Origin of the sequence: Nocardia nova (assembly GCF_002933465.1) — a bacterium.
Taxonomy (GTDB): domain Bacteria; phylum Actinomycetota; class Actinomycetes; order Mycobacteriales; family Mycobacteriaceae; genus Nocardia; species Nocardia nova_B.
The window spans coordinates 72,628-93,201 of record NZ_PSZE01000027.1; the positions used below are offsets into that span (position 1 = coordinate 72,628).

Consider the following 20,574-nt stretch of genomic DNA (forward strand, 5'->3'; position numbering starts at 1 on the left):
GGTGTTCCTCCGCGTTATCGGCTGGACAGGCGTACTGCGTAGGCCACGTTAGCCAGGTCTTGGCGGGCTTGGGCCATCAGATCGGGGTCGGCGTTCATTCGGTCGACCGCCGCGCGGGTCGCTTCCCGCAGGGCGGGGTCGGCGGTGAGCAAGTGCGGATGGCTGGCGATCAGGTCGGCGAGGGTATGAACGTAGAGGTCTGCTTGGTCGGTGCTGGGCTGAAGCCGGTCGAGCAAGTGCCGCAGCAGTCGCTGTCCGGACCAGCCGGCAGGGTCGGCGCGGATCATGGCATGGTCATCGAGGACCCCGCCAGCCAGCTCACCGACCCAGTACGCATAGTAGGTCAGGTTCGCCTGGGCCTGCGCGTCGTCCAGGCGAGTCAGGTAGGCGCGCAACGGATCTCGATCTCCGGTGGCGGCCAGCGCGATCGCCGACGAGCGGAGGCGCAGCGAGCCCGGAGTGTCGTTATCGCCGGTCGACTGCTGGGCGCGGCGGAGTTCGCCGGTGAGCCAGTCAGCGGATTCGGCGCGGTCGTCGAACCCGAGCAGGTAGATGGCCTGGCGGCGCAGCAACGCGTCGTCTGGCCATCGGCAGCGGTCGGCAACGTCGAGAAGGTGATCGAAGAACAGTCTGCGATCGGCGGCGGAGATCACGGGGGACGAGGGCCGGGGCCCGTGGCCGCGGTGGTCGGCCAGGTCTGCGAGTTGGGTTGGCGGGCGGCCGGTGAGTGGCCAGGTGATCAAGTTGGCGAGGGTGCGTTGGTGCACGCTGACCGCGAGCGGATGCGACTCGGCGCCGATTTCCGCGGGGTGGGTGCTGACGGTGTCGCCGATGATCAGGTCGGCTTCCAGTGCGTCGCCGATCAATGCGAGCGCGTGTGGTGGTGCGCCGTGGCGGGTCAGCAGCATCCGCAGCCGTGTCAGGTCACCGGCGCGCAGGTGGGCCAGGGGCCGGCGGCCGCTTTCCCATCCGTAGACGGTGGTCTGGTCGACGCCGAGCAGTTCAGCGAATTCGGTCTGTGTGAGGCCGGTGGCCTCGCGCAGCAGTTTGAGCAGGAACCCGGACACAGCGCCGTGCAGACGCGAACCCTGACTGCGGGTCGGTATATCGGGGGGCGGGCCCATGAGCGGTCCTGTGTCGATGATCGGCGGCGAGGTTCTACTCGTACTCCCGGTCAGTTCAGCGTCCGGCCTGGTCAGCATACCGTCGAGACGGCGGTCCAACAGCGTTGCGATCGAACTCGGATTCCACCGCACACGCAGCCAATGACTTTGGCGCGGACAGTTTCTCACTCGTGGCATCGACGAAGGAGTGTGCCTGGCATGAAAGACCGAACACTGCCACCGCATACGCGGTGCACCGCCGCGGGCGGTGGTCGGCGATGACGCGGCGGGTGCTTGTGCTCGGGCACAGCACGGGTCTTATCGAGGCGCTTGCGCGCATCAATTCCGATGTCCCGCAGGTGTTTCTGCTGGTAGAGCCGTCGGTGCTGAAGGCACATCCCGGCGAGTTCGACCATCCGATCGTCAACGAGATCCGCACCGCGCGTTTCGTTTTCAGCGATGAAGCGGTCGAGGTCGGGGCCGCCTGGCACGCCGAGGTCGGATTCGACGCGGTGCTGCCGGGCAAGGAGCATGCAGTGCGGGCCGCAGCCGCCATCGCCGACAAGCTCGGCATGGGCTACCCAGGCGCGAACGCTGTCCGAGCGTGCACAGACAAGCTGATCTTCCGGCAGCTGGTCGAGGATGCGGGATTCCCGACACCCCAGTTCCGCGCGGTCGACACCATCGCCGAGGTGGGCGAGTTCTTCGATGCCGTCGAGGGCCGTCCCATAGTGCTCAAGCCACGTAACCGCAACGGCTCGCTGGGCGTGCGCTACATCGACGACCGCGATGACATCCCCGTGGCGTGGGATCAGTCGATGCAGACCGATGAGGGCACCCACAAACCGCTGGATCGGCCGTTGAACTGGACGTATCTCGTCGAGGAGTACCGGATCGGTCCGGAGTTCTCGGTCGAGGTTCTGGTGCAAGCTGGCCAGATCGTGTTCGTCAATGTCACTGGCAAGACGGTCGGCGACCTTCCCTGGTTCCCGGAGATGGCCCACCAGGTACCGGCTGTCGTGCCAAGTCCACTGCACGCTCTGCTGTCCGGCAGCGCACGGCGCTTGGTGCGGGCCCTCGAAGTACGCGACGGGCTGCTCCATTCGGAATGGCGAGTTCAAGGTGAGCGTGCCTACCCGATCGAGTGCGCGGTCCGGTTTCCCGGGGATCGGATCCCTTGGCTGATCGAACTCGCCTACGGAGTCAACCTCGCCGACGCCTGGCTGCGCTGTCTCGTGCACACGCAGCTGCCGATCGATCCGGTTGCCGAGCGGTTCGCGGCAATCCGGTTCCTGCGGGCCGCGCCGGGCGTGGTCACGGGTGTACGAGGGCTCGAGGAGTTCTGTGCAGCGCACCGCCCGCTGGAGGTGTCGGCGCCACAGCCGGGCGACTTGCTATCGGAGGCGCGGGACTCGCATTCGCGGCCAGGGTTCGTGGTGTTCGACGCCCGCACCCTCGAGGAGTTGAAGGCGGCGACCGCGGACTTCGACGCGATGGTACGAGTGGAGACGAGGCGGCCATGACCAGGCCCGAGGACACCGAAGCCGTCCTGCTGGACTGGGACGGCGTCCTGCACTACTGGCAGGGTGACGGCGAACGCGCGGGTGAACAGGCCGAGGGTCTGCCCGCGGGGGCGATCGCGGCCGCCGCGTATGGCACCGACGCCTACGAATACGCCAAGCTCGGCATCTACACAGACGCCCGGTGGCGTGAGTCAGTGGCCGAGAACCTGGCACAGCGGTTCGACAGCCGTGGCCGTGAGGCGGTGCGGATGTGGAGCGCCGACCGCGGACGTCTTGCAGATGGGGCGATCGAATTCTTGGCGCAGCTGCGGGAGCGGTTTGTGGTGGCGTTGCTGAGCGACAGCACCGACATCCTGGTCGCGGACCTGGAGCGGTTCGGTCTCGACGCCGACTTTGACCACATCTTCGTATCTGCGCACCTCGGGATGACCAAGCCCGCGCCAGCGCTGTATCGGCACGCCGCCACCGTGATCGGCGTGCCCCCGGCCAAGATTCTCGTCGTCGACGACCTACCGGTGAACTTGCCCGGCGCGCGCAGTGTCGGCATGCGGGTCGCACATTTCAGCGCGGGGTCGTCGTTGTCGTCCATCGTCTGTGAACACCCAATCCAGGAGGAAAAATCTTGTTCGTTTGGCTGAACGGCAGTTTCGGAGCCGGCAAGACGTCGATCGCGAGGGAGCTGGTCGCGGCCGACCCGCAGCACTGGCGGCTGTTCGATCCCGAATTCGTCGGGTTCATGCTGCGCGCACAGTTCCCCGATGCGGAGGCCACCGACTTCCAGGACCTTCCGTCGTGGCGGCGGCTGGTCCCGTTCGTCGCAGACGATATCGCCACCGAAACCGGGCAAAACCTGGTGATCGTCCAGACGGTGCTGAACCAGAAGTACTGGACCGAGATCGCCAACGGCATCGCGGAACTGGAGCATCCGCTGCGTCACGTGCTGATCGACGCCAGACCGGATGTGCTGCGGCAGCGCATCAGCGAAGACGAGGTGCTGCATCGCGCAGCCAGCTGGCGACTTCAACATGTGCCTGCCTACATCGCCGCCCGCAACGACTGGCTCGCGAATGCGGCCGATCTCGTAGTCGACACCACCTCCCTGAGCCCAGTGCGTGCCGCCGCCGAGATCACCGAGGCCATCGAGCGATGGGCCACAGACGATACCCCGGAGGGTTCGGATGACCGTCCGTAGTGACACGGGCACCGATGATTCCGCAGCTGTTGGCCGGCCCGCCCTCGACACCGCCCCGGCCGCAGCAGCTGCCCGGATCCGAGAAGATTGCCAGAGCAACGGTTTTGCCCTGTTCACAGTCGCTGACGCTGCGCTGACGGGACGAGAAGTCCTCGCTGAGACGGCACGGTTACTCGGACTCGGCGGCGCCTACGTGCCCGCGGTCTACGCCACCGATCCCCAACGATTCGGCTACGACAACTATGGGTTCAACACCATCGCGCCCACGCCGACCGTGACCGGTCACGGGTCGTTCGGCACCTGCACGGCACAGGGTTTCCACACCGACGGCACCCTGGAACCAATAGGGCACGTAGGAACATCGCTGCTGTGGTTCGACCGCGCCGCCCTAAAAGGCGGGCACACCACGATCTTCCACGCGGTCGAGGCATTTGAACACCTGCGACGCATCGACCCGGCCGGGGCAGCGGCATTGACGACCGACGACGCGCTCACCCGAGTAGCAAGGTCGTTCCAGCCGCCCCCCAGAACGTCCGGGCCAGCGTTTGCCGAGCTCGCCGGTCGCGGCCTGCGGACACGGTGGGCTGACGACGGCACCGAGATCTGGCAGCTGGCCGACAGCCTCGGCGCCCAGCGCGTAGCCGCCGTCGAACGTCTGCGGGCGATGTCGCGACCCGGCAGCCGATACCGGCAGGACATCGCGATTCCGTCGCGTACCGGGCTGGTGCTGTGTAACGGGCGGATCGCACACGGCCGCACCGCATTCACGGCCGGGATCGGCGAGCGAGTACTGATCCGCGGCCTGTACACCCAGGAGATAGCGTAATGAATTCTGCGGCAACACTTCTCGAACAGCGCCGCGTCACCGGCATCGAGTTCACACAGGAGCAGTTCGCAGCACTGCTCGCCCCCAGCACCCCGGATGCGGTGGTGGCTACGCTGCTGACGACCCTGGCGATGAGCAGCCACAGCGACGCCGAAGCATCGGCGCTGACCCAGGCGTATGTAGCGTCCGGAAAGCAGGTGAACTGGCCCGACGCCACACAGGTGGTCGACAAGCACAGCACCGGCTGTGTCGGTGACGATGTCAGTATCGTGCTCGCGCCGCTGCTGGCCGCTACCGGCCTGCGGGTCGCGAAAATCACCGGATCGGCGTTGCGGCACTGCGGCGGCACGCTCGACAAACTGCACTGCATCCCCGGTCTACGGCTGGATCTGACGGTGGCCGAGTTCGTCGGCTGCGTCGAGACGGTCGGGTTCTGCATCGCCGGCCAATCACCGGAGCTGGTGCCTGCCGACGGCCGCACCTATGCGCTGCGTGAACGCACCGGCACCGTCGACGTCGCGGCATTGATCGCGGCCAGCATCATGAGCAAGAAGCTCGCCACCGGCGCCGCGACGATCGCGCTGGAGGTCAAGTATGGACCGGGCGCGGTGGTGGCCACCGAAGCCGACGCCGACGAGTTGGTGCGGCTGATGCGAGCGATCGGCGAGGCCGCAGGCCGGCGGATGCTGATGTCGACCTGCGACGCCTCGCAGCCGCTCGCCCCCGCAGCCGGGCCGCTGCTCGAGCTGCGTGAAGCTGTCGCGGTGTTGCGCGGGGGCGGGGCGCCGGTGTTGCGCGAGCATGTGACCGGATTGGCCGAGCAGATTCTGCACGCGGTCCCGGCTCCCGATTCCGGGACACCGATTCGATCCCGCATCGACGACGCTCTGGATTCCGGCGTCGCCTACGAGATGTTCTGCCACTACATCAACCATCTCGGTGGAGACGCCGAGTGGCTGGACATGGGCCTAGAAACCACCCACGCCCCCGCCGTCGTCACCTACCACGCACCTCGGCCAGCGATCTACACGGGAATCGATGCGCGTCCCGTCGGGGAAGCCGCCCAGATGCTTGCTGCCGTCGACGCCGCGTGTGGTGTACGGATTGTGGCCGAGCCGGGGAAGCCGGTCTCAGCCGGACAATCTGTCCTCGAGGTCCACGCTCCCGACCCGGTCTCCGGGCACGCGTATGCCGATGCCCTCGGCCGTCATTGCCACTTCCACGACTGAGCAGGCCACCGTGCAGACAACCAACCTCCCCCCGGCCGGCGATGTCACCGCGGATCCGCGGGCACACCTGGCGGAGATCACCGCCCGCATCGCCGCCACCGAGCCGCTGAACCGGACGGCGATCAACCTGGTCCCCAGCGAGAATCGGATGAGCCCGACCGCACACGCGCTGCTAGGCACCGACTACAGCAACCGCTACCACTTCAACGAACACCAGACCGCGCGGCAGTGGGAGTTCCGCGGCGGCGAGCCGATCGCCGAGCTGGAAAACGCTGGCCGCGAAGCATTTTCACGACTACTGCACACCGACGCTGAATACGTGAACCTGCGTCCGATTTCTGGGCTCAACGCCATGATGATCGCGCTGGCCGCGCTCGGCGGCGCACCGGGTTCAACGGTGGTGTCGATCTCCCAGGCCAGCGGCGGCCATTACGCCACAGGCGAGCTGATCGGCCGGTTCGGTCACCGGTGGCGGCCGATCGACTGCGCCGACGGGCACCTCGATCTGGCCCAGCTGGAGCAGGTACTGGCTGCCGGATCGGTATCGCTGGTGTACGCCGACTTGCAGAATTCCCGGCACGTGCTGGACGTGGCAGCGGTGGCGGAGCTGGTGCACCGTTATCCCCCTGCTCGTCTGCACGTCGACTGTAGCCACCCGCTCGGACTCGTGCTCGGCGGCGCGCACCCCAACCCTTTGGACTCTGGCGCGGGATCGATCAGCAGTTCGCTGCACAAAACGTTTCCGGGCCCGCATCGGGGACTGCTGGCTACCCGCGACGAGACTACCCATGCGTTGCTGCGCGAGGCGCAGTTAACGATGGTCAGCAGCCACCACTTCGCCACGGCCCTGGCTGCCGCACGCGCCGCGCTCGAGTTCGAAACCTACGGCAACGGATACGCGAGCGCGGTGATCACCAACGCTCAGGTGCTGGCCGCCGCGCTGGCCGACCACGGCTTCGACGTCGCCGGCGGCGAGTCCGGATACACCGACACCCATCAAGTCTGGGTGCGCCTGCAAGACCCATTCGCTGTGTCGGACCGGTTAGCGCGCTGGGGTATACGGGTGAACATCCAACACGATCTGCCCGGGTGCCCGGGGCCAATGTTCCGGCTCGGGACCGCCGAACCCACTGTGCTCGGTGCCACCACCACCGACATGCGGGACCTGGCCGCGGTGATCGGGATGGCCCGCGAGGGGCACGCCAACCGAGCCACGGCCCTCGTGAGCGAGCTGCGCACCCGGATCGGGCAGCAGCCGTGGTGGTCCCGCACCACCGAGGAAGGGGTGTGGCCGTGACGACGGTGGTCGTGCTCGCTGCCGGCGCCGGGCGCCGGTTCGGGGCGGTGTATCCGAAGGAACTGCATGCGCTGCGTCCAGGGGTGGCTGTGATCGATCCTCTCTTCGACGCGATCGACACGCTCCCGCTGCCGGAAGTGAAAGTGGTGCTCGTCGTGTCTGCCGAAAAGCTCGCGCTGGTGCGCCATCTCGAACGCTCGCGCCGCGACACGGCATTCGTGCTGCTGTCGCACACGCAGGTGGCGCGCGGATTGGGGTCGGGGCTGCTGGCCGCCGCACCGTGGTGCGACGAGACCGTGCTGATCTGCCTGGGCGACCAGGTGTTCGTATCCGATCCGGTGCCGGCGTTCAGCGACGCAGTCGACCGCCTGCACGATGCCGACCCGATCGCCGTGGTCGCGGCCAGCACGGGCGACCCGGAGCGGTTGCGCCGTGAGGGAGCCCTGACTGTCACCGACGGCATCGTGACCGCGGCGGCCGAAAAGCCAGCGCAGCCAGCAGGATTCAATGCGTGCTGGTCGGCGCTGGCCGTGCGGAGGCCGATGCTCGCGCCGTTGGCGCACGGCCTGTGCGCCGGTGTCACCGAACGCCTGATCGACGCACCGGTGGTGTGGGGACCAGATTTCGTCAATCTCAACGAGCCCGCCGATCTGGCGGCGGCAGCGAAAGCAGGTGTCCTGCCATGACCACGCTGCTGTTCGACGCCGGACCGTACTCGCTGGGCCAGACCACCACCAGCGGCATCGGATTGCGGGTCGCCGAACTCTCCGCCGCCCTGGCCCACGATTTTTCCGTTTACGTCTACAGTCCCGCCACCGAAGTGCACGAACCGATCGACGTCGGCGACGCCGAACTGGTCACCGATGAAGCCGACTGGCCGGGCCTGCTCACCGACACGGATGCGGTGTTCTTCTTCGACATGCCCGACCCCCGTCGCATCGAACAGGCCCGCCGCGAGGGCGCGCTGATCGTGTCGGAGAACGCGCCGCCGATCGAGCAACTGGAATATCCCCGATTCCGACCCGGCGGCGTCTTTGACACCGACACCTATCGCGAGCTCGTGGACACCTACCGATTCCAGCTGACGCACAGCGACCTGTTCATCGCCCGCTCTCATGTCGAGCGGACGACTCTGATCGCGAACCTGGCCGGCTATGGTCTGCTGACCCCGCAGGACCTGGCCCGATCACGACAGCTCGACCACCGCATCACCACGATCCCGATCGGCTACAGCACCACGACCTCGCCCCGCGCCACGGCCCGTATTCCAGGCGCGACCGGGCAGGGCCGCGGTGAGGTGCTGTGGACCGGTGGGCTGTGGACGTTCATGGACCCGGTCGCGGCGGTGCGCGCAGTCGCGCGGGCCCGCGCCGGTGGTGTCGACGTTGGATTGCGGTTCCTGCATGCCGCGCCCCACCCCGACACCGACGCGGTACACGCCGAAGTCACCAGGACCGCATACGACCTCGGAATCGACGATCACGTGGTGCTTCACACCGATCCGGTGCGCCACGATGACCGCGATCGCTACCTGCGTCATGCCGCCGGGCTGATCTGCCTGGCACGTCCCGGGATCGAGAACCAGACCTGTGTGCGGCTGCGGGCCCGCGATTCGCGCCTGTATGGGCTGACGCTGCTGGTCGATCCATTCGGCGCCACCGCCACCGAACTGGCCGCCGATGGCCTGGCCGTCGCCGTCGACCCCGCCGACACCGACACGATCGCAAGCTACCTCGCGGTGCTGGTATCGGACCGGCCACCGCGCCCGGCGACGCCGCAGGAATGGGCCTACGAGCACACCGCCGAACCGCTCGTCGCGCAACTGCGGCAACGACTGAACTAACTTCAGAGACAGGGGATTTCGTCATGCCAGCACGCTGGAACGGCTGGACTACCGCCAGCACCGCGGCCAACTCACGCCGCGACCTGCAACACCAACAACTCGTGCGTGGCTCAGGCTGCGAGCTCTGGGACCTTCACGGCCGCTGCTACCTCGACGGTGTCGCCGGCGCCGCCAATACTCCGTTCGGTCACGCACACCCACGCATTACCGAGGCGGTCACCGCGCATCTGCGGCAACTGGCACACGTCGATGAAACCCTCGCCGCGCAACAGCCCGCCGAAGAACTCATCGACGCCCTGGCCGACCTCACCGGCCTCGACGATTTCGTGTTCGTCAATTCCGGATCCGAAGCGATCGAGGCCGCCATCCGCATCGCCATGGACTACTGGTGCCACCGCGGCCAACCCCACCGCGACACCATCATCGCCTTCGCCCGCGGCTACCACGGCTGCACCGCGCTGGCCGCCGCGCTGTCCGGCCTACCGATCCTGCACACCGAGTGGGCGCCCGCACCGCGAATCCAGCACGTGGAACTCACCACCGAAAACCACCCCGACCAACCCGGCGCAGCCACGGCACTCGCCGACGCATTCGCAGCGGCGATCACCGCCGCCGGCCCACAGCGGGTGGCGGCGGTGATCGTGGAGCCGTTCCTCAACGTCGGTGGCGCAATCGTCCTACCCGACGGATCTCTCAACGAATTGCGCACAGTCACAAGCAGTTTCGACACCCTTATGATCGTGGACGAAGTGTTCACCGGATTCGGTCGCAGCGGCTCGGCGGCGTTCGCCATCAACGCGATGCCCACCCCGCCCGACATTCTGGCCATCAGCAAGGGCATGACCAACGGCGTCGTCCCGATGGGCGCCACGTGCCTGCGACGCAGCATCCGCGACGAATTCGGCGACGCCCTACTGCGCTACGGGCACACCACCTCCGGCCACGGCCTCGCCTGCGCTGCCGCGCTGGCCACCATCGACCTGTTGCGCACCGACGGCCTCGCACATGCCGCCGCCACCGCTGACTGGTTCGCCACCAACTTCCGACAGTGCCTGCGCGCGTCCGGAATCGTCGATCTGCGCACGTACGGGGCCGTGGGTGTCGCCGAATGTGACACCGTCGAGCGAGCCGTGGCGATCGCCGCGGACGCACGCCGAGGGTCCAGCGGCGGCTTGATCGTCGGCTGCAAACAGAACGCACTCATGCTCACCCCCGCGCTCAACGCCACACCCCAGCAGCTCGCCAGGATGGCCGCGGAACTGAATCTCGCGATCGCGAACGTCGAAATCTACGGCAGGAGCGTGCACGCATGACGACTCTCCCCACCGGCCTACCAGCGCTACCACCCGCACCGGCACGCGCGGCCGACGACTTCGAGTACATCCCGTGGTGGACCACCGCGACAATGGCCAGCGTCCTGAACGACATCGACACCGCCACGTGGTGCCTGCTGTGCGATCTTGCCTCCGGCACCGCCGACATCGCTGCGCGCGGGCCGCGCACCTCCGCAGCCACGGTAGCGGCCGTCATGGAAGCCCTGTGGACGCGACAACCGATCCGCCACACCACCGCTCCGAGCCACCGACACATCCCGGAGCGCTTCACCACCCTGACCGCTGCGGACCCCGACCTCGGCACGTGTGGACGCGTGGCTGCCGCCTGGTGCGTGGCGAGGCTGGCCGTCTACGCCCGCCACCTTCCCCACACCGGTGGCGGGTGCCGCCACCACCAGCTCGCCGATGCAGCCGCCACCGCGCAGCAGATCCTCGCCTCCGACGAGGGCAGCTGGCTCTACACCGCGCCGTTGGCTGCCCGCTACGACCACGACCGGCCTTTCGCCGCACCGGAATTCACCGCCGCGATCACCACGATCGCCCGCAGTCGGCTGGCCGGGCGCGACACCATCGAGTACGGAGCCGGAACCGGCGCCATCACCCGCATCGCCGCACCGCATACTCGCAGCCTCGTCGCCATCGAACCCGCCATCGGCATGCGAGCAGTCCTACAACAGCACACCGGCAACCTCGATCAGGTGCGGGTCCGCGAGGAGGACTGCATGAGCGTGGGCCTGCCAGATGCCTGCGCCGATGTGGTATTCGAACATGCCGCACTCTGTTTCGTCGACGAACCGCTGTTCGCCGTCGCCGAGGCCGCGCGGCTGCTTCGCCCCGGCGGCTCGCTTATCCGGATCATCTCCACCACCGATCAACCCGAACCGGTCACCGCCTTCGACGCGGCCTTTCACGCGCAGCTGCGCCTGCTCGGCCACCAGCCGGGCCGCATCGTCAGCTCTGGCAACGATCCCCGCATCACCGACTGGCTCTCGGCCGCCGGGATCGACACCGAGATCGACGCCATCGCCACGTGGAACAGCCAACAGCCCCTGCACCGCCACATCGCCCCATTGCTCCACGGCAGCTACCCCTACCTGGCCGCGATTCCCGACGACGACCGGCGCCGCGCCATCGACGGCGCACTGACCGCGACCCGCTTGAACCCGGACACCCTCATCGACAGCGCGCACAAGGTGAAAACCGCGTCCACACCGCTGGACAGCACATCCCTTCTCCGAGATGGGGCCCGGCGATGATGACCATCCTCGCCGCCTACGCCCCCGGACCCGGCCACTGCAATACCCTGCTGCCGCTCGTGGAAGACCTCGCCGCCCAATCGGATTGCCGCGTGTACCTATGCGGCAGTCAGGAAGTCGCCGCATTCACCGGCATCGGTTCGCTGGACGCCCAGCATCAGCCGGCCGGGTTCGAAAGCTATCTACGGAGCAGTTCGAGTATCTCCGGTGACGAGATCATTCGCCGGATGGGCCAGCGCAGTCGCCGTGACATCGAACGTCTGATCACCGAACTACACCCCGATCTGATCGTGTGCGACACCTCCGAGCGCGGAGCGGTGGTGGCAGCCGTCGACCACGGTGTGCCGTTTTTGCGGGTGGTGTCGTGTGCGGACGCCGCCACCCCAAACGGTAGTGCCGAAGAAGCGCGCCGACGGACACTGGTCCGCGGCTACGACGCCGACGACCTACGATCGCCCCTGAATCTGGGAACAGTCGCGTTCGGGCCGCGCTGGTTCTTCAGCGGGAGCGAACCACCACAGGAGAATCTGCGCTGCTACCGATACCGGTCGCGAACAGCGGCCGAAGCAATACACGGATACTCGCGGCGGCAGCGACCTCGCGCGCTGATCAGCTTCGGCACCTTCATCACCGAGCCGCCGATAGAAGTGCTCGGTAAGGCCCTGATGGGTCTGATCGATGCCGGTATCAAATCGCTGAGGGTGAAAATCCGGAAAACTTCGAAACGAGTCATTCTTCGCGGCTGGTCCGAATACCTCAGTGCCCGAACAGGAGTCAATATCTCGGTGACGGCTGAGTTGGATTTGCTCCACCATTTGCCCCATGCTGACTTACTGCTGTGTCACGGCAGCGCCACATCGACTCTCGAAGCGCTACATCGGGCCGTCGTCCCGATAATCGCTCCAGCCCACAATGACACGTTGTTCGTCGCTCGCCGCTGTATCGATGCCGATGCCGGTGTAGTTATCGACCCGACAGGCAACTGCATCCGCAAACAAGTCCACGCAGCCGCTACCGCGGCACTGCACTCACCGCAGATCACTGCCGGTATGCAATCGTTCGCGGCCGCCAACAGCGCATTACCACCGATCGCCGTCCTGGTCGACCAACTGGTACGCCACTAAATGGCCACGCGAAGGAGACGGACAAACGTGCACGACGAAGGGAATGACCCCATCCCAGGACTGCGGACCACGCCGAGACGGGATACTACTGTCCGGCCGACTGGTGTACATCGCTCACACGGTGCATGCGGCACCGCTTCGGCCGGATGCAGGTCGACGGTGAAGCCCCAGCGGATCGTGACGTGCTCGACAACGGGATCGCGGTCAGAATTCCGGGTCGGTCCTCGCTGCGGTGACGCATCGACCGGCAGCCTCACAACGATCCGAACTCCCCGGTGGACGAGCTGGGTATGCGTTTTACGGGCCGGCGCTGGTAGCTTCGTCGTTCTGACGCGAGGTGCCCTCGTTGAGTGTGGCTGCGGATGAACCTGAGAGCCACCGATATGAGCGGTCACGACATTTGCAGGGGAAGCAGTGATGACTGACGACCGAAGCCAGCTGGGATTCGAGATCGAATTCGACGGCCAGACGCAGGCGTGGCTGGAGTGGAGCAACCCAGACCGCATGGAATCGGCGATCCGTGCGTTTCTGACTGAGACCGTCGCGGGTATCGCGGACTACTCGGATCCTTGGTGGCAGCCACCGCTGTCTACTCGCATCATCGAAACATCTCGCGTGCTCTTCGCGAGCTGGGAAGGCTTCATCGCGCCCGAAAACCACTCCAAGGCAGACCAATTCATCCGGTTCGTGGGCGAATGCATTCGTCATCAACATCCGGGGATGGTGTGGACCACCAGCAAGCTCACCTACAACCCGCTGTATGCGGACTACGGTTTCCGTCCAGCGGTGCATTTCGTGGACGGGCATCGCGAAGAGCCGGTGAGCATGGTCGAGACGCTGTTTCGGATCGAGAGCGCCGAGCACTTGGACTACGCCATCCGCGAAGCAGGCACACCCGCCTAACGGGTCACCAAGCGCCGGGGAAACGCTTGATGTCGCATGAGTGACCGGCCAGATGGTTACGACGCGCTTCGCAACGGGATGTCGTCGCACGAGCGAGGCCGCTATTTCGAAATCGGCCGGGCGTATCTCGAGAAGGAGACCCGCGAGGCCGGGTGGCGACAGCAGGTTCCGCTCGGCAGCGAAGGGCGGATCCTGGATTCAGCCCAGGTCAATCCCCGCACCGGCAAGGTCGACAAGAGCCGCGAACGGAAATCGGGTCGCGTTGAAGGCCGTGAAGCGGTCCGGCAGATCGAAAAGGAAATCGACGCTCTGCGAGAAGGCAGCCTCATCAGTAGCCGCTGGGAGACGGTAGAAGGCGAGACGATCTCACGCGATGTCCAGGTCATGCTGAACCTGGCCACACGCGAGTTCCCTGACAGGTTCGAACATCGCATCGTCTCGCGTGAGGATGCGCGGCTGGCGATCCTGGAAGGCCAACGCATCGCGCGGGCGCGGCAGCTGGAGTTGCCCGGCCTGTCTGGCGACCGTCTGAAGCAACGCCAACAAGAACGGGAGGCCCGGCAGCGATCGCAACGGGAAGCTGACCGCGCGCGGAAGTCGCGAGAACAGCGGGCTCGCACGCGCGGTGAGCGACTGGCCACGATCTACGGGCGGTTCCGCGACGGCGCCGAGCGAGGATTCGACGCGATCACACAAGCACACCATCGCGGCGCCCGGCTCGCCTACGTGCTCGAGCGTTTCCGTGCTATGACCGAGCGTGCGCGGGCCGAGGCTGAACGACGTACAGCAGCCGAGCGTGAAGCCCGACGCCTACGTGAGCAGCGCGAAGCGAGGGAACGCTTTCTGGAACGGCTGCCCGATGATGTCGCGGACAAGCTACGGCGTTCGTTTCCCGCGCCAGGTGAGGACTCGCGGCACCGCGGCATCGAACCCCGCAGCGGTTCCACCCGCGCGGGCCGGGAAGCTCGCGCGCGGGCTCTGGAAAAAGAACGAGGACGAGAAGGACGCTCCCGCTGAACCGATGGAGATCCGAGCCGAGCGTGGATCTCTATCGCAGCTGGAATGCATGCTGCATGCCTGGGCGACGGACCGAGAGCGGTGTGGGTCCGCGCCTGCGGCCAGCTCTCGGCTCGGCCGCGTGTAGCGAAGATGCACTTCCTGGTCACTCGGATTCGAGGCGCCAGCGGTGCTGGGGTCGGGCAGCTGGGATCGTCGGATGTTGCTCTAGAGCTCAGGGCCGTCGGTTCCGGCAGCTGCGCTGGTGTCCAGGCCGGTGTGTTGGAGGGCAGACCAGCGATCGACTTCGTCTTCGCGGTTGGCGCGCTGGGCCTGTTCGGTGGTGGTTTGTTCGGGCGTAAGGTGGGCGCGGCGTATGCGTTCGGCGTGGAGTTCGGTGAGTTCTTCTTCCAGCCAGCCGATATCGATCGGGTCGCCTGCGTGGGTGGTACTGGGTGCTGGGCCGTAGATGGTGGCCTCGTCGTCGGCGAGTTGAATGCGGAGTTCGAGGGTGCCGATCGCTTGGACGAGTTCGGTATCGGTGAGCATGTGAGTGAGGTTGGACGGATCGAACCCACTGTCGCCGGCGAGATCTTGCGATGAATTGTTCTGGCTGGCCGGGGTTTCGGTTGTCAGGAGTGCGTCTGCGAAGGCTTCGATGGTCGCGCGGTCGGCTGGGTTTCGTGTGTGGCGCCAGTCTTTCCGCAGTAGTGCTAGTGCCGCGGTGGGTGGGTGCCGGTCGGTGATGAATGTGCAGCGGGCGGCGACCTGATCGGCGGGGTGGTGGTCGGGGATGCCGGGTTGGTTGTTGTCGCGGCAGGTGCTGCAGAGTCCGTCGTCGCAGTGGTGTTGCTGGGTGTCGGTGCGGGCGCGTTCGAGTCCGCAGGCGAGGCAGGGGAGTTCGTGGTGGTCGGGGACGGCGTAGCGGTCGTAGTCGACGGCGTGTCCGGTGCCGGCGAGGAAGCTGGTGGTGTCGGAGCGTTCTGGTGCTTCTTTGCCGGGGCGGTGGCGCGTGGTGCCGATTCCTTCGGGGACGGGTAGGTGGGTGGGGTCGGTGTCGAGGTCGGCGAAGGCTTGGTTGTAGGTGTCGAACGCGTCGCGGCCGGGGTCGGGGCGGGATGGACGCCGCCGTGTGGGATCCACGTATTCGCGGTGATCGCGTGCTGCGGTGCGCGGGTCGCGGCGGGGCCGCGGGTCGGTGGGTGGCTGGTGGAGGCGGGGGTCGGTGGCAGGGATTGCGGTGAGGATGAATTCGCGGTGTTCGGGGTAGCGGTCGGCGGCCCAGCGGAGACGCGCGACCGCTACCGGGTAGGCGCGGGCGGTCAGGGTGGTGATGACGCGTTGGAGGACGTCGCGTTCGGGGTTGTCGAGGTGGGCGGTGAGGCGGGTGAAGGCATGTCGGGCATCGTCGATCCTGCCGGAGGACACAAGGTCGCCGATCGCGTGAACGATGTCGGCGGGCAACGGATCGACACTGTTGTGGTTTGGGCTGGTGTTGTGGGGCTCGGGTGGTGGTTGGGTCATGTCGGTCGTAATTCCGGTTGCGGTGTGGGGGTTTTCGGGTTCGGGTGCTGGGTGGGTGAGTATTTCGATGCGCCAGGCCAGTGCGGTGGCGAGTTGATCGGTGCGCGGTGGTGTCGTGTTGTCGTCGGTGGCGGCGAGGAGAAGTTCGTGGGCGGCGGCGAGCAGGTCGTGGGGTGTCCAGTCGGTGGGGGCGGTGTCGATGGCGGCGACCAGGCGCGGCCAGGCCGGGTCGTTTATGACGTGTTCGGCGGTGTCGGGGCCGAGGATGTGGTGCAGGTGCGGGGTCCAGTCGGGGCGCAGAAGGTGTCCGGTGGGGGTGGTGAGTGCGGCGGGGTCGAGGCGCAGGCGGGACCAGAGTGCGGCTGCGGGCATGTCGTCGGGGAGTGGACGCTGGGTGGCGGCGTCGGTGAGCAGCGTGTCGATGTCGAGTCCAGCCGCGGCTGCGGTGTCGAGGTGGGCGGCGAGCACGGGCCACCAGGGGTCGCGGGTGATGCGGGTGTCGAGGCGTTTGGCCAGGGGCTCCCAGGTGTGGGTGGCGGTGTGCAGGTCGGCGAGCGCATCGGTCACCCGTGTGTTCAGTCTGGTTTGATGGTCGCGTTCGCGGGTGGGGAAGCGGGCGGCCCCGGTGGGGCGCAGGTCGGTGTCGGGGACATGGTGGGCGGCGCGCCACACCGCCAGCTCGGCGATCAACTCCGGGTTGCCGAGAAGGGGCCGCGCCCAGACCGGCGCGGTGGCCGCGACCCAGGTGCGGGCGTCGGTGGTGATCTGGGTGGTGAGGTCGGCGACGATGCGTCGGCGTGCGTGGAGTTGGCTGGCGATGGCTGGGTCGGATAACCGGTGGGGCAGGCCGTGCAGCCAGGGCAGGGGTCCGGTTCCGGTGGAGTGGGCGCCGCTGGTGTCGAGGCGCCAATCCAGTACGGCGGCCGGGTCTATCGCGGTGTCGAGTTCGCGGTGATCGATGGCCTGGCGTAGGGCGGTGGCGGGATCGTGGCCGGCGAGGGCGAGGATGGCCAGGTGATGGCGCAGGGTGGGGTAGGCAGGGGCGTCGGTGAGGCCGGGCAGCAGCGTTTCGGCGTCGTGGTCGAGCTGGGCGAGGGCGTCGGGGCCCAGGGCGTGTTCGGTGGCGACGCCGACAGCATCGAGGTAGACGTCGCCGGCGCGGCCGAGCCGGCGATAGGGGTCGAGGGCGTCGCGTAGGGCGGTGTGGGCGCTGGTGTGGGTGGCCTCGCGGGCGAGGATGTGTTGCAGGACTTCGACGGCGGTGCGGGGCAGGATGGCGGGCTCGGTCCAGAACGACAGCTCGCTGGCATCGACGGTGGTCGGGACGTAGAGGTGGTTGGCGTGGATTCCGCGGGTGACGGCGACGTAGAGCTGGTTGCGGGACTCGCTGCCGGTGAGCACGGTGTGGCAGGTGTCGGCGGTGGTTCCTTGCGCGGAATCGATCGTCATCGCATAGCCCAGCCGGACATGGAGGCCGACGTATTCGGGTGGCAGAACGGTGGCGGCGCCCGGTTTTGCGCCGGGGCGTAGGTGGGTGACAGTGAGGCTGCCGTCGGGGTGGACGGTGCCGATGCGCCACCGGTAACCGTTGCGCACCCAGTCGGTGTCACCGAGTCGCACGTGCCGGTTGTTGCGCCGGGTGCAGATGATGTCGCCGGCGGAGGCGACCGATCCGTCGCCCAATGTGGTCGTTGCCGAGGGTGTTTCGGGGGTTCGGGCGAGGCGGTCGGTGCGCGCGCGGCGGTTGAGGTCGGTGACGATGTCGTGGATGGGGGCGAGCATGATGGCTTCGCGTCCGGCGTGCTGGTCGGCGAACCATGCGCTGTAGGCTTTGTCGGCGATGGTGGCGGCGCTGCCGGAATGGATGCGCTGGTTGTCGAGGTAGAAGCCGAACCCGGCGGGGTCTGCGTCGCGGAGTTGGAGTCCGGCGGTGGCTTCGGCGGTGTCGGCGAAGCGGACCACGTGCGTCAGGGTGATCGTGTCGGGGGTGTGGGTGGTGTCGATCCCGGCGCCGCCGGCGTCGATGGCGGGCAGTTGTTTGTCGTCGCCGACGCAGCGGATGGTGGCGCCGCGGGCGGTGAGGAATTCGAACAGCTGCAGGCGTTTTCGATCCGACAGTTTGATGTGTTCATCGACGATGACGAGCGTCTGCTCGTCTATTTGGTGGATCCACATCGGTGCGGAGGCAGGGAAGTCGTCGGCCGTCCGCACCCGGTCGGTGTCGTGGTGTGATCGGTGTCGGTTGAGGATGTGCAGGAGTCGGTCGACGGTTTCTACTCGTGTGCGGGTGGCTTCGGCGAGGATCGCGGCGGGGGCGGCTTCGGGCGCGAGGCCGAGAACTGTTCCGCCGGAGGCGCGCCAGGCGTCGACGAGCACGCGCATGGCGGTGGTTTTCCCGGTGCCCGCAGGCGCGGAGGCGATGGCGATGCGGGCGGGGGAGGTGGCGAAGTGGGTGACCATGGCGGTTTGGCCGGCGTTGAGTTTCTTGCCGTGGTTCGCGGGATCGGCGTTGTAGTCATCGATCGCGGCGGTCACGAAACTCTCGTCGATCATGCGTCCACCGGGCTGCACCGACAGCTCTGCGAGGCGGTATTCGATGTCGAGTTGGTGGGCGGAGGTGTAGTTCTGGGTGCCGGAGCGGGTGTAGACGCTGGCGCCGTCGCGGCGCTGGAACGACTCAGGAACGGTGGCGAGATCGGGTTCGGCGGCGATGTCCGGGTCTCCGCGAGCGAGGGAATTGCGGGGTGAGAGTGCCTGGGCGACAACGGCGTCGGCGACGGCGGCCCAGGTGTCGCGGTCGGTGAGGGCGCGGATGCGGCGTTCGGTTTCGGCGCGGATGTGGTGGTGCTGCCACACCGACCGCTGCGCCGACACCACCTCCACAACGTGGCGGGCGATGTCCGCGATGCGCTGCTCATCGACCACCGGCGAGGGTGCCGGCGCCCGGTTCAGCGTGGTGGCGAGGACCTGATCGAGGGCGTGACCGTCGCGGAGGACGGTGACCGCTTGAGCACGCCAGTCGCAGCGTTGTTCGGCCCATGACCGGGACAGGTGTTTGGCCGGCCGAGTTTGCAAGGTGGCGACTTGCGCGAGGTTCCACATCTCGACCGGTGTGGGTTCGCGCCCGAGTTGCTGGTGGAAGTCGACTGTCAGCTCGCCCAGCCGCGTCCGGATGGCGGCGTCGCGGCGCGACCAGTACCGGATGAGCGTTGTGGGGATGCCATCGATTTCGCGGATGGGGCGTTTGTTCGGGTTCGTGCCGGGGCGTTCGGTGAACTCGACGCCGAGGTCGGCGCGTAGGTGGTGTTCGAGGCGGGTGTTGTAGATCTCGCTGATCGTCACGTTCAGCCGGTAGACCACCGCAGCGTCCAGGGTTCGCCACCTGCCATCGGCACCGCGTACCCGGTTGGCGATCAGGGCGTGGGTGTGCAGATCAGGGTCACCGCAGCGGGATTCGCGGTGGACGAACCGTGCGGCGATGATGCCGTCGACATCGATCTGGCGCACGCCGTTGCGGCCCGCGCGGGTGAAGATCCCGTGTTCTTGCAGCCAACTGAGGGCGTCGTCGACGGCGGCGTCGTGGGCGCTGGCGATGCGCTGGGAGACCTCGATGGGTGCGATGGCCCAGAGCGCGGAGACGCTTTTGACGGGAGAGAACGTGATGTCGAATCCGGCGACCGCCGCTGATTTCGGGCGCGAAATCTTGGCGACGAACCCGGACAACTCACGGTCATCCAACGGCGGTCGCTCGTAGTGTTCGGTGAACATTTCCGTCGCGACGTCGGTGCGAATACGTGCGCGAACCTCGTCGGGAATCGCCGCGCGGGCGCCGACTCCGGCAGCGATATTGTGTTCGGAGAACGCCTCCCCGCAGCGTTTGCGGAACTCGTTCTCACCGGAATACGTCCGATAGGGGTTGCCCAACCGTGTCGCTCGCTCCGCCATTGCCTTCGCGGTTTTGAGCGCGGTTCCCTTCGCAGTCTCGGAGGCGATGATGTGTGCGGCGATCACTTCTGCGTCGGGGTGGCGGCCCTGTCCGAACAGTGCTCGCATCTGCGCTTCGGCGACTTCGTCGCCGGGTGAGAGGTTCAGGGCGGCTAGTCCGTTGCCCCACCACCTACCCGGTTGTTCTCCGTGGGCGGAGTAGTAGTCCGACAGGCTTCCGGGGCCGCGGTCGGAGGCATCGGCGGCGGCGACCTGGCGAAGGTAGTAGCGGTAGCTGTCGCCGGCGAGAATCTTGTGCAGCGTCGCGGTCACCTATCCATCACATGCCCAATGCATCCAGAGTTTCCAGGGCCGGAAGGGAGGTAGTTTGTATCAAAACGCGCCATTTCCCCATGTTGTAAGGAAATTCTTATCTTCCGCGATGCATGAGGTTTGCGGTGGGTGAGTGAATGTGGGGGTGAGGGGTTATGGGGGAATGG

The 20,574-nt window shown here is 67.0% G+C and carries 15 protein-coding genes; 13 read left to right on the forward strand and 2 right to left on the reverse strand.

Annotation, left to right across the window (positions count from 1 at the left end; translation table 11 throughout):
- Positions 1 to 14: 14 nt before the first annotated feature.
- A complete protein-coding gene (locus C5E41_RS26010; RefSeq protein WP_181063429.1) occupies positions 15 to 1,124 on the reverse strand; it encodes a helix-turn-helix domain-containing protein in 1,110 nt (369 codons plus the stop codon).
- 257 nt (positions 1,125 to 1,381) lie between these two features.
- Here C5E41_RS26010 and C5E41_RS26015 point away from each other — a divergent pair, with 257 nt between their 5' ends.
- The 13 genes from C5E41_RS26015 to C5E41_RS26075 all read left to right on the forward strand — a co-directional run bounded on the left by C5E41_RS26015 (position 1,382) and on the right by C5E41_RS26075 (position 14,647).
- Positions 1,382 to 2,626: an ATP-grasp domain-containing protein gene (locus C5E41_RS26015; protein WP_146097694.1), complete on the forward strand. Its 1,245-nt coding sequence runs from the start codon at positions 1,382 to 1,384 to the stop codon at positions 2,624 to 2,626.
- A complete protein-coding gene (locus tag C5E41_RS26020; protein WP_104378379.1) occupies positions 2,623 to 3,264 on the forward strand; it encodes an HAD family hydrolase in 642 nt (213 codons plus the stop codon). Before C5E41_RS26015 ends, C5E41_RS26020 begins: the two co-directional genes overlap by 4 nt.
- The gene (locus C5E41_RS26025) at positions 3,249 to 3,818 is read left to right on the forward strand and encodes an AAA family ATPase (protein WP_181063430.1); all 570 of its coding nucleotides are present in this window, start codon (positions 3,249 to 3,251) and stop codon (positions 3,816 to 3,818) included. Before C5E41_RS26020 ends, C5E41_RS26025 begins: the two co-directional genes overlap by 16 nt.
- The gene (locus C5E41_RS26030; RefSeq protein ID WP_104378381.1) at positions 3,805 to 4,644 is read left to right on the forward strand and encodes a TauD/TfdA family dioxygenase; all 840 of its coding nucleotides are present in this window, start codon (positions 3,805 to 3,807) and stop codon (positions 4,642 to 4,644) included. The genes C5E41_RS26025 and C5E41_RS26030 overlap by 14 nt, the downstream gene beginning before the upstream one ends.
- Complete coding sequence (locus tag C5E41_RS26035) at positions 4,644 to 5,873, forward strand: thymidine phosphorylase (protein WP_104378382.1); 1,230 nt, start codon at positions 4,644 to 4,646, stop codon at positions 5,871 to 5,873. Before C5E41_RS26030 ends, C5E41_RS26035 begins: the two co-directional genes overlap by 1 nt.
- A 10-nt stretch (positions 5,874 to 5,883) precedes the next feature.
- A complete protein-coding gene (locus tag C5E41_RS26040) occupies positions 5,884 to 7,170 on the forward strand; it encodes an aminotransferase class I/II-fold pyridoxal phosphate-dependent enzyme (RefSeq protein ID WP_181063431.1) in 1,287 nt (428 codons plus the stop codon).
- Positions 7,161 to 7,856 (forward strand): NTP transferase domain-containing protein, encoded by a 696-nt coding sequence (locus C5E41_RS26045; protein WP_181063432.1) that lies wholly within the window; start codon positions 7,161 to 7,163, stop codon positions 7,854 to 7,856. Before C5E41_RS26040 ends, C5E41_RS26045 begins: the two co-directional genes overlap by 10 nt.
- Positions 7,853 to 9,013 (forward strand): hypothetical protein, encoded by a 1,161-nt coding sequence (locus C5E41_RS33470; RefSeq protein ID WP_104379958.1) that lies wholly within the window; start codon positions 7,853 to 7,855, stop codon positions 9,011 to 9,013. The genes C5E41_RS26045 and C5E41_RS33470 overlap by 4 nt, the downstream gene beginning before the upstream one ends.
- Positions 9,014 to 9,036: 23 nt before the next feature.
- Positions 9,037 to 10,326, forward strand: coding sequence for an aminotransferase class III-fold pyridoxal phosphate-dependent enzyme (locus tag C5E41_RS26055; RefSeq protein WP_181063433.1), 1,290 nt, complete (start codon positions 9,037 to 9,039; stop codon positions 10,324 to 10,326).
- On the forward strand, positions 10,323 to 11,603 hold the full coding sequence (locus C5E41_RS26060; protein WP_104378387.1) for a class I SAM-dependent methyltransferase: 1,281 nt from the start codon (positions 10,323 to 10,325) through the stop codon (positions 11,601 to 11,603). The genes C5E41_RS26055 and C5E41_RS26060 overlap by 4 nt, the downstream gene beginning before the upstream one ends.
- A gap of 320 nt (positions 11,604 to 11,923) precedes the next feature.
- On the forward strand, positions 11,924 to 12,727 hold the full coding sequence (locus tag C5E41_RS26065; protein WP_146097695.1) for a glycosyltransferase: 804 nt from the start codon (positions 11,924 to 11,926) through the stop codon (positions 12,725 to 12,727).
- Between the two features lie 417 nt (positions 12,728 to 13,144).
- Positions 13,145 to 13,630 (forward strand): hypothetical protein, encoded by a 486-nt coding sequence (locus tag C5E41_RS26070; RefSeq protein WP_104378389.1) that lies wholly within the window; start codon positions 13,145 to 13,147, stop codon positions 13,628 to 13,630.
- Between the two features lie 36 nt (positions 13,631 to 13,666).
- Positions 13,667 to 14,647: a hypothetical protein gene (locus tag C5E41_RS26075; protein ID WP_146097696.1), complete on the forward strand. Its 981-nt coding sequence runs from the start codon at positions 13,667 to 13,669 to the stop codon at positions 14,645 to 14,647.
- Between the two features lie 207 nt (positions 14,648 to 14,854).
- Here C5E41_RS26075 and mobF read toward each other — a convergent pair whose 3' ends face one another.
- The gene (gene mobF / locus C5E41_RS26080; RefSeq protein WP_104378391.1) at positions 14,855 to 20,407 is read right to left on the reverse strand and encodes a MobF family relaxase; all 5,553 of its coding nucleotides are present in this window, start codon (positions 20,405 to 20,407) and stop codon (positions 14,855 to 14,857) included.
- Positions 20,408 to 20,574 lie beyond the last annotated feature (167 nt).